Source organism: Roseateles cavernae, assembly GCF_040187885.1.
GTDB classification, from domain to species: domain Bacteria; phylum Pseudomonadota; class Gammaproteobacteria; order Burkholderiales; family Burkholderiaceae_C; genus Roseateles_E; species Roseateles_E cavernae.
Map to the genome: position 1 here is coordinate 1,401,318 of NZ_JBDPLH010000001.1, position 14,763 is coordinate 1,416,080.

At 67.0% G+C, this 14,763-nt stretch carries 14 protein-coding genes; 6 read left to right on the plus strand and 8 right to left on the minus strand.

The window, feature by feature from the left end; all coding sequences use genetic code 11:
* Positions 1 to 5: 5 nt before the first annotated feature.
* Complete coding sequence (locus ABGI63_RS06665) at positions 6 to 1,481, plus strand: M20 family metallopeptidase (RefSeq protein WP_349741636.1); 1,476 nt, start codon at positions 6 to 8, stop codon at positions 1,479 to 1,481.
* 7 nt (positions 1,482 to 1,488) lie between these two features.
* Here ABGI63_RS06665 and pobA read toward each other — a convergent pair whose 3' ends face one another.
* From pobA to ABGI63_RS06690, 5 genes are all read right to left on the minus strand, one after another.
* Positions 1,489 to 2,667, minus strand: coding sequence for a 4-hydroxybenzoate 3-monooxygenase (pobA, locus tag ABGI63_RS06670; protein WP_349741638.1), 1,179 nt, complete (start codon positions 2,665 to 2,667; stop codon positions 1,489 to 1,491).
* Positions 2,668 to 2,760: 93 nt separating this feature from the next.
* Positions 2,761 to 3,594, minus strand: coding sequence for an IclR family transcriptional regulator domain-containing protein (locus tag ABGI63_RS06675; protein ID WP_349741640.1), 834 nt, complete (start codon positions 3,592 to 3,594; stop codon positions 2,761 to 2,763).
* A 436-nt stretch (positions 3,595 to 4,030) separates the two neighbouring features.
* On the minus strand, positions 4,031 to 5,233 hold the full coding sequence (gene pcaF, locus ABGI63_RS06680) for a 3-oxoadipyl-CoA thiolase (RefSeq protein ID WP_349741641.1): 1,203 nt from the start codon (positions 5,231 to 5,233) through the stop codon (positions 4,031 to 4,033).
* A gap of 26 nt (positions 5,234 to 5,259) precedes the next feature.
* Positions 5,260 to 5,913, minus strand: a complete 654-nt coding sequence (locus ABGI63_RS06685; RefSeq protein ID WP_349741643.1) for a 3-oxoacid CoA-transferase subunit B — start codon at positions 5,911 to 5,913, stop codon at positions 5,260 to 5,262.
* A gap of 1 nt (position 5,914) precedes the next feature.
* A complete protein-coding gene (locus ABGI63_RS06690; protein ID WP_349741644.1) occupies positions 5,915 to 6,616 on the minus strand; it encodes a 3-oxoacid CoA-transferase subunit A in 702 nt (233 codons plus the stop codon).
* Positions 6,617 to 6,839: 223 nt separating this feature from the next.
* Here ABGI63_RS06690 and ABGI63_RS06695 point away from each other — a divergent pair, with 223 nt between their 5' ends.
* The 5 genes from ABGI63_RS06695 (at position 6,840) to ABGI63_RS06715 (ending at position 12,364) form a co-directional block, all read left to right on the plus strand.
* On the plus strand, positions 6,840 to 8,114 hold the full coding sequence (locus tag ABGI63_RS06695; protein ID WP_349741645.1) for an HD-GYP domain-containing protein: 1,275 nt from the start codon (positions 6,840 to 6,842) through the stop codon (positions 8,112 to 8,114).
* On the plus strand, positions 8,111 to 10,234 hold the full coding sequence (locus tag ABGI63_RS06700) for a putative bifunctional diguanylate cyclase/phosphodiesterase (protein ID WP_349741646.1): 2,124 nt from the start codon (positions 8,111 to 8,113) through the stop codon (positions 10,232 to 10,234). Before ABGI63_RS06695 ends, ABGI63_RS06700 begins: the two co-directional genes overlap by 4 nt.
* 57 nt (positions 10,235 to 10,291) lie before the next feature.
* Positions 10,292 to 10,615 (plus strand): DUF1840 domain-containing protein, encoded by a 324-nt coding sequence (locus ABGI63_RS06705; protein WP_432767379.1) that lies wholly within the window; start codon positions 10,292 to 10,294, stop codon positions 10,613 to 10,615.
* Positions 10,616 to 10,621: 6 nt separating this feature from the next.
* Positions 10,622 to 11,263, plus strand: coding sequence for a histidine phosphatase family protein (locus ABGI63_RS06710; protein WP_349741727.1), 642 nt, complete (start codon positions 10,622 to 10,624; stop codon positions 11,261 to 11,263).
* Between the two features lie 183 nt (positions 11,264 to 11,446).
* Positions 11,447 to 12,364, plus strand: coding sequence for a porin (locus ABGI63_RS06715; protein ID WP_349741649.1), 918 nt, complete (start codon positions 11,447 to 11,449; stop codon positions 12,362 to 12,364).
* Positions 12,365 to 12,425: 61 nt separating this feature from the next.
* On the opposite strand, the gene ruvB is transcribed toward ABGI63_RS06715, so the two are convergent.
* Genes ruvB through ABGI63_RS06730 form a run of 3 tightly spaced genes read right to left on the minus strand, consistent with a single transcriptional unit; the run spans position 12,426 to position 14,727 of the window.
* Positions 12,426 to 13,487: a Holliday junction branch migration DNA helicase RuvB gene (ruvB, locus tag ABGI63_RS06720; protein ID WP_349741650.1), complete on the minus strand. Its 1,062-nt coding sequence runs from the start codon at positions 13,485 to 13,487 to the stop codon at positions 12,426 to 12,428.
* Entirely contained in the window at positions 13,484 to 14,053 is a 570-nt protein-coding gene (gene ruvA, locus ABGI63_RS06725; protein WP_349741651.1) for a Holliday junction branch migration protein RuvA, read from the minus strand. The genes ruvB and ruvA overlap by 4 nt, the downstream gene beginning before the upstream one ends.
* Positions 14,054 to 14,073: 20 nt before the next feature.
* Positions 14,074 to 14,727: a response regulator gene (locus ABGI63_RS06730; protein ID WP_137944150.1), complete on the minus strand. Its 654-nt coding sequence runs from the start codon at positions 14,725 to 14,727 to the stop codon at positions 14,074 to 14,076.
* Positions 14,728 to 14,763 lie beyond the last annotated feature (36 nt).

A 14,763-nucleotide genomic window follows, 5' to 3' on the forward strand; every position in this document is an offset into this window, starting at 1 on the left:
CAATCATGAATGCTCGCGACCCGTCATTGCCCCTGCAACCCGATGAAGCCACCGCGCTGGGCGACTATGCCGCCCGCGTCTGGGACGAGGAAATCGTCCCCGCACTGACCGACTACATCGCGATCCCGGCCAAGAGCCCGATGTTCGACGCCGACTGGGCCGCGAATGGCCATATCGAGAAGGTGATACGCGATGCCGCGAGCTGGGTCGAGGGCAAGAAGGTCGCCGGGCTGAAGCTGGAGGTCATCCGCATCGAGGGCCGCACGCCCGTCATCTTCTTCGAGGTGCCGGCCACCAAGGCCGGCAGCGATGACACCATCGTCGTCTACGGCCATCTGGACAAGCAGCCCGAGTTCAATGGCTGGCGCAACGATCTGGGCCCCTGGACGCCCAAGTACGAGGACGGCAAGCTCTATGGCCGCGGTGGCGCCGATGACGGTTACGCGGTCTACGCCTCGCTGACCGCCATCATGGCGCTGGACCGCCAGGGCATTCCGCGGCCGCGCTGCGTCGGCATCATCGAGACCTGCGAGGAAAGCGGTTCCTACGATCTGCCGGCCTATATCGACGCGCTCAAGGACCGGCTGGGCAATGTCAGCCTGGTGGTCTGCCTGGACTCGGGCGCCGGCAACTATGACCAGCTCTGGCTGACCACCTCGCTGCGCGGCATGGTCAGCGGCGTGTTGAAGGTCGAGGTGCTGACCGAGGGCATTCACTCGGGCGACGCCAGCGGCCTGGTGCCGTCGAGCTTCCGCATCCTGCGCCAGGTGCTGGACCGGCTGGAGGACAGCAAGACCGGCCGCCTGCTGCCCGAGAGCTTCCATTGCGACATCCCCGGCAACCGTATCGAGCAGGCCCAGGCCACCGCCGCCATCCTGAAGGACGAGGTCTGGAAGCGCTACCCCTGGGCCTGCGGTGCCGACGGCGGCGCGGTGCTGCCGGTGACGCAGGACCCGGTCGAGGTGCTGCTGAACCGCACCTGGCGGCCGACCCTGAGCGTGACCGGCGTCGACGGCTTCCCGGACATGAAGAGCGCCGGCAATGTGCTGCGTCCCTACACCGCCTTCAAGCTGTCGCTGCGCCTGCCGCCGCTGGTGGACGGCAACGAGGCGGCGCTGCGCCTGAAGGCGCTGCTGGAGGACAACGCGCCCTACAACGCCAAGGTCACTTTTGTGCCCGATGGCCGCGCCGGCGCCTATGGCGCCACCGGCTGGAACACGCCGGACCTGTCACCCTGGCTGGATGCCGCGCTCAATGAGGCCAGCCTGGCCCAGTTCGGCACCCCGGTCGGCTATATCGGCCAGGGCGGCACGATCCCGCTGATGAGCATGCTGCAAAAAGGCTTCCCGAAGGCGCAGATGATGGTCTGCGGCGTCTTGGGGCCGAAGAGCAACGCCCACGGCCCGAACGAGTTTCTGCATGTGCCTTATGGCAAGCGGCTGACGGCGGCCGTGGCCCAGGTGATGGCCGCCCACCCCTGAGCGTGCGTCAATCGGTCAGGGGCAGGCCGACATAGTTCTCGGCCAGCACGGTCTGGGCGGCGCGCGAGCTCATCAGATAGTCGAGATCGGCCTGCTGGATGCGCTGGTCGAAGCCGTTGTGGTCCGGAAAGTTGTGCAGCAGCCGGGTCAGGCTCCAGGAGAAACGCTCGGCGCGCCAGACGCGCCGCAGCGCCTGCTCCGAGTAGCGCGCCAGGCCGGCGTCGCTGCGGTCGCGGTAATACTCGGTCAGCGCGCGCGCCAGATAGCGCACATCGGAGGCGGCCAGATTCAAGCCCTTGGCCCCGGTCGGCGGCACGAGATGGCCGGCGTCGCCGGCCAGGAACAGGCGGCCGAAGCGCAGCGGCTCGGTCACATAGCTGCGCAGCGGTGCGATGCTTTTCTCCAGCGAGGGGGCCGGCTCCAGCGCGGCGGCGGTGACCGGGTCGAGCCGGCTTTTCAGCTCGCTCCAGAAGCGCGCATCGCTCCATGACTCGAGCCGGTCGCTGAGGCTGCACTGGATGTAGCAGCGCACCCGCGTTCTGCTGCGCATGCTGCACAGCGCGAAGCCGCGCTCATGCTGGGCGTAGACCAGTTCGTCGGCGGGCGGTGCGGTGTCGGCCAGCACGCCCAGCCAGCCGAAGGGGTAGCCGCGCTCGTAGCAGTGGTAGGCGCTGGCCGGCAGGCCGGCGCGCGAGACGCCGTGAAAGCCATCGCAGCCGGCGATGTAGTCGCAGGCCAGCTCGTGGTCCTGGCCCAGATGCTGGTAGCGCACGACCGCCCGGGGCTCGCCCAGGCCATGCAGGCTGACATGCCGGGCCTCGTAGTGCGTGGTCAGGCCGGCAGCCTTGCGGGCATCCATCAGGTCGCGGCACAGCTCGTTCTGGCCATAGACCAGCACCGACTGGCCGGTCAGCCCCTGCAGATCGATGCGCTGACGCTGGCCACCGAAGCTCAGCTGTATGCCTCGGTGGACCAGGCCTTCGGCATGCATGCGCTGGCCGACTCCGGCCTCGTCCAGCAGCTCGACGCTGCCGCGCTCCAGAATGCCGGCGCGCACACGGGCCAGCACCTGCTCACCGCTGTGCAGCTCGAGAATCGTGTTGGCGATGCCGGCCTTGTGCAGCAAGGCACCCAGCAGAAGTCCGGCCGGGCCGGCGCCGATGATGGCAACCTGGGTGCGCTGCATTGTTATTCCTCCCTGTATGGATGACAGGCCGGGCAACGGCCTGTCCAGGGATGGAGCTTGCCACCGCTTGGCGGCGGCGGGTCCCGTTAACTCTTACAGCAGCATGCGCAGATGCGCCTGGGCCTGCAGCAGCGGCGGCAGGCAGTGCTCGACCAGCTGGTCCATGCTCATGCGCGAGGCATGCACGCTGATATTCATCGCCGCGACCACATCGCCGCGGTAGTTCTTCAGCGGCACCGCCACGGTGCGCAGGCCCAGCTCCAGCTCCTGGTCGATGCAGGCATAGCCCAGGGCGCGGGCGCGGGCGATCTCGATGCGCAGGCGCTCGGGATGGATGATGGTGTGGGGCGTCAGCGCGGCCAGCTCCTGGCGGGCGATCCAGGCGTCGACCTCGGCCTGCGGCATGGCCGACAGCAGCACCCGGCCATTGCCCGAGCAGTGCGCCGGCACCCGGGTGCCGGGCTGCAGGGTCGGCGAGACGACCCGGCCGGCGCTGGTGGCGGCGATGCAGATCACATCATTGCCGTCCAGCACACCGGCCGAGCTGGCTTCCTTCAGCGCATAGGCCAGCTTGTGCAGCTCGGGCTCGACGATGCGCGGCAGGCGGGCCGAGTGCATATAGCTCTGGCCCAGGCGCAGCACCTTGGGCGTCAGCGCGAACATCTTGCGGTCCTGCGAGACAAAGCCCAGATGGGTCAGCGTCAGCAGATAACGGCGGGCGGCGGCGCGGGTCAGGCCGGTGCGGGCCGCCACCTCGGAAATGGTCAGCCGGGGGCGTTCCTGGTCGAAGGCTTCGATCACGGCCAGGCCTTTTTCCAGGCCGGCCACCAGATCGCGCTTGAGCGGGCCGCTCTCGGCGGGGCTGGCGGGAGCTGGGGCAGGGGCCGCGAGGGCGGCCAAATCATCGAGTGCGCGGGCAGCAGACATGGTGGCGTGTTTTGTGCGAATGGCGCCCAAATCGGCTGGGCGCAAGCAGGAAAACGCCGACTATAGGGAGGCCATCGGGGCCTGTCCAAGCCAAACCTGGCATTTTGGGCGATTGACGCACATCAATGCACTTGTTTGGTGCGTTTCGGATAGGGCTCAGCCCACGGCCTTGGAGAGGCGGGTGTGCGGCAAGGAATGTGCGAACCGAGGTCTCTGAGCGGTGTATTTTCAGGATTGGCGTCGCTGCTTCCCGGTACATCCGGGCGCAAGGCGGTTTTTGCGCGGTATATGTGCGAAGTGCGAAATAAGACTGGATCCAGTATCCCACGCGATGCGCGCAAAAAAGGGTGCCTTTCGGCACCCTTGTCCATGACAAATATTCAGCAGGGCTTGAGTTTTTGTCATGGCCGACCTCGCGACCGGCCGGCAACTCGGCTCAGACGCGCTCGACCACCAGGGCAATGCCCTGGCCGACGCCGATGCACATGGTGCACAGCGCGTAGCGGCCGCCGCTGCGCTGCAGCTGGTTGACGGCCGTCATCACCAAGCGGGCGCCGCTGGCGCCCAGCGGGTGGCCGAGCGCGATGGCGCCGCCATTCGGATTGACGCGGGCGTCGTCGTCGGGCAGGCCCAGATCGCGCAGCACCGCCAGGCCCTGGGCGGCGAAGGCCTCGTTGAGCTCGATCACATCCATCTGCGCCAGGCTCAGCCCGGTCAGCGCCAGCACCTTGCGGGCGGCCGGCGCCGGGCCTATGCCCATGATGCGCGGCGCGACGCCGGCGGTGGCCATGCCGACGACACGGGCGCGCGGGCTCAGGCCGTGGCGGGCGGCGGCGGCCTCGCTGGCCAGCAGCAGCGCGACCGCGCCGTCGTTGACGCCCGAGGCATTGCCGGCGGTGACCGTGCCGTCGGGGCGCACCACGCCCTTGAGCTTGGCCAGGGCCTCCAGGCTGGTTTCGCGCGGGTGCTCATCCTTGGCGACGACGATGGACTCGCCCTTTTTTTGCGCAATCGTCACCGGCGTGATCTCGGCATCGAAGACGCCGGCTTTCTGCGCGGCCACGGCCTTCAGCTGGCTGGCCAGGGCCATGCGGTCCTGGGCCTCGCGCTCGATCTTGAAATCGGTGGCGACGTTTTCGGCCGTCTCGGGCATCGAGTCGACGCCGTACTGTTCCTTCATCAGCTTGTTGATGAAGCGCCAGCCTATCGTGGTGTCATAGACGGCATTGCTGCGCGAGAACGCGGATTCGGCTTTGGGCATCACGAAGGGCGCGCGGCTCATGCTCTCGACGCCGCCGGCCAGCATCAGCTCGGCCTCGCCGGCGCGGATCGCGCGGGCGGCGCTGCCGACCGCGTCCATGCCCGAGCCGCACAGGCGGTTGATCGTCGCGCCGGGCACGGCAATCGGCAGACCGGCCAGCAGGCCGGCCATGCGGGCGACGTTGCGGTTGTCCTCGCCGGCCTGGTTGGCGCAGCCGTACAGCAGATCGGCGACCGCCTCCCAGTCGACCCTGGGATTGCGGGCCATCAGCGCGCGCAGCGGGATCGCGCCGAGGTCGTCGGCGCGCACCGAGGACAGGGCACCGCCGTAGCGGCCGAAGGGGGTGCGCTGGGCGTCGCAGATATAGGCTTGATTCATGCAATCTCCGTGGGTTTGTTATCGGTTCAGGGGCGCAGCAGCGGCTGGCCGGTCAGGTCTTGCAGGGTGTCGATGCTCAGGCCCTCGGCCAGGTCCAGCACCTGCAAGCCCTGGGGCGTGACGGCCAGCACGGCCAGGTCGGTGTAGATGCGGCTGACGCAGGCCGGCGCAGTCAGCGGATAGCTGCACTGGTCGACGATCTTGCTCTCGCCGGACTTGCTCAGGTGCTCCATCATCACAAAGGTCTGCTTGGCACCGATGGCCAGGTCCATCGCGCCGCCCACCGCAGGGATCGCGTCCGGCGCGCCGGTGTGCCAGTTGGCCAGATCACCATGGACCGAAACCTGGAAGGCACCCAGCACGCAGATGTCCAGATGGCCGCCGCGCATCATCGCGAAGCTGTCGGCATGGTGGAAGAAGCAGCCGCCGGGCAAGAGCGTGACGGGCTGCTTGCCGGCATTGATCAGGTCGTAGTCCTCGGCGCCGGCGGGCGGTGGCGGGCCCATGCCCAGCACGCCATTCTCGCTGTGCAGTATCACTTCGAGGCCGGCCGGGATCTGGGCCGCCACCAGGGTCGGCAGGCCGATGCCCAGATTGACCACCGCGCCCTCGGGAATGTCACGGGCGACGCGCGCGGCCATCTGCTCGCGGGTCCATTTCTTGTAGCTTGAGCTGCTCATATCAGGCTCCCGGCTTGAAGCCGCCGCCGCGGGTGCTCTGGCGTGGCACCCGGACCAGGCGTTGTACAAAGATGCCGGGCGTCACGACGGCCTCGGGGTCCATCTGGCCCAGCTCCACCAGCTCGTGGACCGAGGCCACGGTGATCCTGGCGGCCATGGCCATGATGGGGCCGAAGTTGCGAGCCGTCATGCGGTAGTCCAGATTGCCCCAGCGGTCACCGCGCTCGGCCTTGATCAGCGCGAAATCGGCCCGGATCGGGTATTCGAGCACCTGGCCGCGGCCTTCGATGAGGCGGCATTCCTTGCCCTCGGCCAGCGCCGTGCCGTAGCCGGTGGGGGTGAAGAAGGCGCCGATGCCGGCCCCGGCGGCGCGGATGCGCTCGGCCAGATTGCCCTGCGGCACCAGCTCCAGCTCGATCTTGCCGCTTCTATAGAGCGCATCGAAATGATGGGAGTCGGCTTGGCGCGGGAAGGAGCAGATGATTTTGCGCACCCGGCCGGCGGCCAGCAGCGCTGCCAGGCCGGTGTCGCCGTTGCCGGCATTGTTGTTGACGACGGTCAGCTCGCGCGCGCCCTGCTCAAGCAAGGCCTCGATCAGCTCCGTGGGCAGTCCGGCCGTGCCAAAGCCGCCGATCATCACCGTCGCGCCATCGGCGACATCGCGCAGGGCCTGGGCGGCGGAGTCTTGCAGCTTGTTGATCATCGGCGGCTGGCCTCGAATAAGTTCATATGTAGAACTCAAGTTCCTGAATTGAACATGCTACGGTGCCGGCTCGGCGGCGGTCAAGCCGATGCCGTGACAATTCGCACATGAAAGTGTTTGTATCGCTTGTCTCTAAATAACAGAGCCTGTTTTACTTAAGTCGGCGGGCGCTCGTGCCGATGCTGGTGGCGAGGGCGCCTCAAAAACAGGGCGAAGGAATCCAATGAAGGACAGATCTTCCGATCCTTTGATCGACGTGGGCCAGTTGAAGGTGGGCATGTTCATCCACCTGGATCTGGGCTGGATGTCGCATCCGTTTCCGCTCAGCAGCTTCAAGCTGAGCTCGGAAGATCAGTTGCTGATCCTGCGCCGCCTGGGGCTCAAACAGGTGCGTTGGAGCCCCGGCCGCAGCGAGTTGCAGACCGAGGCGACGCCGATGCAGGTCGCGGCGGGGGCCGCCGGCGCCGACGAGCAAAGCCCCGAGCAGCAGGCCAAGGAGGCGCATCGGCGTGCGTTGGCCGCCCAGCGCGAAGCCCTGTCCCTGTGCGAGCGGCAGTATGGTGAAGCCGCCGGCGCCTTTCGCGAGCTGATGGAACTGCTGCCGCGCGAGCCGCGCAGCACGCGCGACCAGTCGATCGCGCTGACCAGCGCCTTGCTGGACAAGATGCTGATTGAGGGCGATCTGAACATCCGCCTGCTCAATGAAGGGGCGGGCGATCGCAGCACCGCCCATGCGCTGAATGTCGCGATCATCTCCTTGCTGCTGGGCCGGGCCTTCGGTCTGGGGCGCGATGAGATGATGGATCTGGGCGTCGGCGCCCTGCTGCACGATATCGGCAAGACCGAGTTGCCGGCCCGGGTGCGCAATCGCGACGACAGCTTCACGATGGCCGAAACCCAGCTCTACCAGCAGCACGTCAGCAAGGGCGTGGCCCTGGCCCAGGGCATGGGGCTGGCGGCCGGCCCGCTGCTGGTGATCGCCCAGCACCATGAAAATGCCGATGGCAGCGGCTTCCCGCAGCGCATCAATGTCGACCGCATGAGCGCGGCCTCGCGCATCGTGGCCCTGGTCAACCGCTTTGACGGCCTGTGCAACCCGCTGCTGGCCTCCAAGGCGATGACTCCGCACGAGGCGCTGTCGCTGATGTTTGCCCAGGGCCGCAACCGCTTTGACGCGACCATGCTGAATGCCTTCATCCGCATGATGGGCGTCTACCCGCCCGGTTCGGCGGTGCAGCTGACCGACGACCGCTATGCCCTGGTGGTGGCGGTCAACTCCTCGCGGCCGCTCAAGCCCAAGGTGATGGTGCACGACGCCAAGGTGCCGCGCGAGGAGGCCTTGATCCTGAATCTGGAGCAGCACTCCGACCTGGGCATACGCCGCAGCCTGAAACCCAATTTGCTGCCGCGCGCCTCGCTGGACTATCTGAGCCCGCGCACGCGGGTGGCCTATTTCTTCGAGAGCGCCGTGACGGGTGCCGGGGAGTTGGCCGCGTGAGGCTGGTCAGCTTCAATCCGCCCACCGCTCCCCCCGCCGTCGATCTCTACCAGTCCCTTCTCGAAGGGCTGCAGGAGGCGGTCTGGCTGGTGGATGCGGCCACGCTGGAGGTGGTGGCCGTCAATCAGGCGGCCACGCGCTTGCTGGGCATGGGGCCGGACCAGCTGCTCGGCTGCGGCATGGAGTCGCTGTCCAGCACGGCCGAGGACGCGCTGTTCTGGGCCGAGGCTGCGGGCGGTGGCCGCGAAGGCCTGCATACGGACACCTTGATGCGCCGCGCCGACGGTCAGGCCATCTGGGTGACACGGCGCATCAGCCATGTGGAGCAGGCCGGCAGCGCCGGCCTGTGGCTGGTGGCGATGGCCGATCTGAGCAAGCAGCGCCAGCACGACGAAGAGCGCGAAACCCTGCTGGCCGAGCTGAAGGCCACGCTGGAGTCGACCGCCGACGGCATCCTGGTCACCGACCTGGCCGGCCGCATGCGCAGCTTCAATCAGCGCTTCGCGTCCCTGTGGGGCTTGCCCGAGGATCTGCTGACCGAACGCAATGACGAGGCCGTGCAGGCCTGGATGCGGCGCAGCGTGGTCGACGGAGCCGCCTATGCGATGCGGCTGAGCGCGATCCAGGAAGCGCCGCTGCTGCAGACCAGCGATGTCATCAAGCTGCTGGATGGCCGGGTGCTGGAGCGGGTCTCGCTGCCGCAGTGGAGCCGCGGCCGGCCGATCGGCCGGGTCTATTCCTACCGCGATCTCAGCGAGAAGCTGGCCGCCAGCCAGCGTATCGAGGAGCTTTCGCACACCGATATGCTGACCGGCCTGCCGAACCGGCGGGCCCTGGCCGAGCGGGCCGACTACGCCCAGGCGATGGCGCGACGCGAGGGCACGAGCTTCGCGTTGCTGAATGTCGATCTGGACCGCTTCAAGCAGATCAATGACACCCTGGGTCACGCCTATGGTGACCGGGTCTTGAAAGAGGTGGCCTTGCGGCTGAAGGAGTGCCTGCGAGAGGTCGATACCGTCGCCCGCCTGGGCGGCGACGACTTCGCGCTGCTGGTCCATCAGGCCGACGCGCGCGGCGCCGAGCATGCGGCGCGGCGGGTGCAGGAGGCGATGTCGCGCCCCTTCAGCTTCGACACACTGAGCTTCACCGTCACCTGCAGCACCGGCATCGCGCTGTTCCCCAGCGACGGCAGCACGGCGGAGGAGCTGATGGTCAGCGCCGAGCGGGCGATGCACTGGGTCAAGGAAAGCGGCCGCGGCACCTTCCGCTTCCATCAGCCGCGCAAGGATGTGGATCTGCTGTCACGCATGCGCCTGGATCACGCGATGCGCCAGGCCTTGCAGGAGCGCGAGTTCCGGCTGCATTACCAGCCGCAGATCGACCTGGCCAGCGGGGCGGTGATCGGCGCCGAGGCCTTGATACGCTGGCGCGATCCGTTGCGCGGCGAGGTCTCGCCGGCCGAGTTCATCCCGGTGGCCGAGGAGAGCGGCTTCATCGTCGCGATCGGCGAATGGGTCTTGCAGCAGGCGGTGGCCCAGGCGGCCGCCTGGCTGCGCCAGGGCTGGCGCATGCCGGTGGCCGTCAATGTCTCGGCCCTGCAGTTCCAGCAGGCGCATTTCGTCGACACGGTGGCGCTGGCGCTGAAGGCGCATGAACTGCCGCCGTCGCTGCTGGAGCTGGAACTGACCGAATCCATCCTGCTGCGCGATGCCGAGGAAGCGCTGCGCCGGCTCGAGGCCTTGTCTGAGCTGGGGGTGTGCATGTCTATCGACGACTTCGGCACCGGCTATTCCAGTCTCGGCTATCTGAAGCGCTTCCCGATCCAGCGGCTGAAGATCGATCGCAGCTTTGTCCAGGGCCTGCCCTCGGATGAGAGCGATGTCGGCATCGTCAATGCGGTGGTCCAGATGGGGCGGGCGCTGCACCTGCAGGTGATTGCCGAAGGGGTGGAGACCGAGGCCCAGCGCGATTGCCTGGCGCGTGCCGGCTGCCATGAGTTCCAGGGCTTTCTCTATGCGCCGGCGCTGGACCCGCGCGCGTTTGAGGAGAAGGTCTGGCGTCCGCTGACGCCCCCGCCGCGGCCGGTGGTGCCGCCGGTGCGTCTGGTGCGCGGCGGCTGAGACGGCTGTTTCAATTCAAACGGCACAATGGTCGGCTCTGAGACAAGGAGCATGGCCGTGATCTACAAATTCAAATCTGCGGCTGCGGCCGACGTGATCATGATGGGCCCCAACGGCGAGCAGCTGCTGCGGCTGATGGGGCGCGAGCCCGCAGCCCAGGGCATCGTGACCCTGGCCCAGCTCGGCGCCGCGATCTCGGCACTGGAGCAGGCGGTGGCTGACGATGAGGCCGAGTTCGCCCGCCTGCAGGCCGAGGCCCAGGCGGCCGGCGAGCCGGCTCCGAAGCGCGAGGGCATCAGCCTGCGCCAGCGCGCCTGGCCCTTGCTGGAGATGATGCGACTGAGCCTGGCACAGCGCCAGGACGTTGTCTGGGGCGCCTGAATGGGCCTGGACAGCGTCACGACGATTCTGGCGGTGCGCCATGGCGAGACGGCCTGGAACCGCGAAAGCCGCATCCAAGGCCAGCTCGATATCCCCTTGAATGCGCTGGGCCAGGCCCAGGCACAGCGGCTCGGGCGAGCGCTGGCCGGCGAGCGCCTGGACGCGATCTATAGCAGTGATCTGGCGCGCGCCTGGCAGACGGCCGAGGCCATCGGGGCCGCCACAGGCCTGTCGCTGAGGGCCGAGCCGGCGCTGCGGGAGCGCAGCTTCGGCATCTTCCAGGGCCTGAGCTGGGGCGAGATCGAGCAGCAATGGCCGGCGCAAAGCGAGCGCTGGCGGCGGCGCGATCCCGATTTCGCGGCCGAGGGCGGCGAAAGCCTGCAGGACTTCTATCAGCGTGCGGTCGCTACCGTCGAAGGCCTGGCCCGGGCCCATCCCGGGCAGACTATCGTGATCGTGGCCCACGGTGGGGTGATGGACTGCCTGCACCGCGCCGGCCGGCGGCTCAGCCTGCAGGCACCGCGCAGCTGGGTGCTCGGCAATGCCACCATCAACCGCCTGCTCTACTCGGCGGCCGGACTGAGCGTGGTCGGCTGGAACGACGACGGCCATCTGGAAGGGTTGAGCCTGGACGAGACGGCAGCCTGAGGGTGACGAAAAGCGTTGTTTGCGCAAGTGCCAATCTGTACGTTTGCAGCTTTACCACAGGACTGTTGCGAATTAGCGTCGCTCAACATTCGGTCAAACCCTAGGACTTTTATACTGCGGCCACATTGCGAACAAGACCGGGTGGATCAGCCTGGCTAACCTTCAACTCCTAAAAGGCAAATGATGAAAAAGATTGCTCTCGTCGCTGCACTGGCCGCCGTGTCGGCCTCCGCTTTCGCACAAAGCTCGGTGACCCTGTACGGTCGTATCAACACCACCGTGGAAAGCCAGAAGGAAGGCACCGGTGACCGCAAGGCTGTGGTGGCCAACAACTCCTCGCGCTTCGGCTTCAAGGGCCAGGAAGACCTGGGCGGTGGCCTGAAGGCATCGTTCAACCTGGAAAGCGGCCTGAACTCCGACGATGGCCGTGCTGCCGCCACTTTCTGGGGCCGTGAGGCCTGGGTGCAACTGGCTGGTTCCTTCGGCGCCGTCCGTCTGGGCAACTTCACGCCCGAATCGTACTTCGCCACGGCTGACTACATCAGCATGCACAACCACGACACCGGCTCGTCGGAAGACAAGCTGTACGGTGGCCCGTTCCGCTCGTCCAACAAGATCGGCTACTTCACGCCTAACTACAACGGCTTCAGCGGCAGCGCATCGGTTTCGGCCGGTGAAGGCGTTGCTGGTCGCGAAAAGCTGTTCGACCTGGCTGCCAACTACGTCGGCGGCCCGTTGCACCTGGGTGCCGGCTTCAGCAAGGAAGGCGATCGCAAGCAGTTCGCCGTGCGCGGCCTGTACGAACTGGGTGCCTTCACCGTGGGCGCCTACTACCAGCGCGCCGACGACGGCGCTCAGAACCGCAACGTCTATCGCCTGTCGGGCATGTACACCCTGGGCGCTTCCGAGTTCCACGCGAACTTCGGCGCCACCCAAGGCCGTGGTGACTTCGCTGGCAACAAGACGACCCAGTTCACCCTGGGCTACAACTACAACCTGAGCAAGCGTACCAAGGTGTACGGTTACTACACCGACAAGAACGGCAAGGTCAACTCGACCGACTTCAGCTCGCTGGCAGCCGGCATCCGCCACAACTTCTGATCTCCCGGATCAAAAGCAAAAAACCACCTTCGGGTGGTTTTTTTACGCCTGTTCGATCCTGCTATTCCTCGAACAGCTGGCCCGCCTGCTTCGGCGGCGCCGCGCCCAGATGCCGGAACGCGGCCAGGGTCGCTATGCGGCCGCGCGGCGTGCGCTGCAGAAAGCCCTGCTGGATCAGATAGGGCTCGATCACATCCTCGATCGTGCCCGGTTCTTCGCCGATCGCGGCGGCCACATTGTCCAGGCCGACCGGACCGCCATCAAAGCGATGCACGACCGCCTCCAGCAGCTTGCGGTCCATCAGGTCGAAGCCCTGCGGGTCGACATCCAGCATCGCCAGCGCCAGATCGGCGATCTTCTTGCTGATGCGACCATCGCCTTTCACGTCGGCATAGTCGCGCACGCGCCGCAGCAGCCGGTTGGCGATGCGCGGCGTGCCGCGTGAGCGGCGCGCGATCTCCAGCGCGCCCTCGGTATCGATCGGTGCATTCAGCAGGCCGGCCGAGCGGGTCACGATGCGCTGCAACTCGGCGGCCGTGTAGAACTCCAGCCGCGCGACGATGCCGAAGCGGTCGCGCAGCGGGTTGGTCAGCATGCCGGCCCGCGTGGTCGCGCCGACCAGCGTGAAGGGCTGCAGGTCCAGCTTGATCGAGCGTGCGGCCGGGCCTTCGCCGATCATGATGTCGATCTGGTAGTCCTCCAGCGCCGGGTAGAGGATTTCCTCGACCACCGGGCTCAGCCGGTGGATCTCGTCGATGAAGAGCACATCGTTCTTCTCGAGATTGGTCAGGATGGCGGCCAGGTCCTTGGGCTTCTCCAGCACCGGGCCCGAGGTCTGGCGCAGATTGACGCCCAGCTCGGCCGCGATGATGTGGCTCAAGGTGGTCTTGCCCAGGCCCGGCGGGCCGAACAGCAGCACATGGTCCATGGCCTCGTCGCGCTTGCGTGCCGCGCCGATGAAGATCTCCAGCTGCTCGCGGGCCTTGGTCTGGCCGACATAGTCGTCTAGCAGCTTGGGTCGCAGCGCGCGCTCGATCGCCTCTTCATTGGGCGAGCTCGGGGCGGCGCTGACCACGCGCGGCGGCGTGGGGGCGTCGCCGAACTTGTCGGTCTGTATGCTCATGTGAGTTTCTTCATCGCCAGCTTGATGCCTTCGCTGACTCCGATCTCGGCCGGCAGCGATTTCAGCGCCAGGCCGGCCTCCTTGTCGGAGTAGCCCAGCGCGACCAGGGCCTGCAGGATGTCGGCATGGGCGTCGTTGGCGACGCTGACCGGCAGCGCCAGATCGGGGCCGAGCTTGCCCTTGAGTTCCAGCAGCAAGCGCTCGGCGGTCTTCTTGCCGATGCCGGGCACCTTGACCAGGCGGCCGGTCTCCTGCTTGGAGACGGCCTGGGCCAGCTCGCCGACCGACAGGCCGGACAGCAGCGACAAGGCCATCTTGGGGCCGACACCGCTGATCTTGATGAGCTGGCGGAAGGTGCTGCGCTCCTCGGCGCTCAGAAAACCGAACAGCACATGGGCATCCTCCCGGATGCTCAGATGGGTCAGCAGGCTGGCGTGCTCGCCCAGGCCCGGCAGGTTGTAGAAGGTGCTCATCGGCACGTCGACCTCGTAGCCGACGCCCTGCACATCGATGAGGATTTGCGGGGGCGATTTCTCCGCGATGACGCCTGTGAGTCTTCCTATCATGCGCCGATTATCGGCGTCGTTCAGTTCCTGCCGAACAGGCCCAGGCGTTGCGCCTCAAGTGCCGCTTCCGCGCGCGAGCTGACATTCAGCTTGCGGTAGATCTGCTTCACATAGTCGGCAATCGTGTGGCGACTCAGGCCCAGTTGCACGCCGATCTCGGGCAGGGTGTAGCCCTTGGCCACGCGCAGCAGCACCTCGGTCTCGCGGTCGGTCAGCGAGACCTCGTGCAGCAGGGCCGCAGCCTGGGGCCGGCGCTGCGCGGCGAAATAGGCGATCACCTTGCGCGCGATTGACGGCGACAGCGGCGGTTCGCCCTGGCTGATGCGCTGCAACTGCTCGGCCAGCAGCTCGCGTGACTGTTCCTTCAGCAGATAGCCGAAGGCGCCGGCCTGCAGGGCCGGGAACAGGTGCTCGTCGTCGTCGTGGATGGTGACGATGACCGACTGCACCTCCGGCTGCTGCTCGCGCAAGGCCGCCACCACGTCCACGCCCGAACCGTCCGGCAGACCCAGGTCCAGCAGGGCCAGCGTGAAGCGCTGGGTCTGCACCTGCTTGAGTGCATCCTGCACGCGCGAGCATTCGGTGATCTGGGCGTTGACGAAGATCTGCTTGACCAGGGCTTTCAGCCAGGCCCGGATCTCCGGAATGTCTTCCAGCAAAAGAATATGGTTCATGGTTTTGTACTTTGCGGTGTGGACGGTGGCCCGATG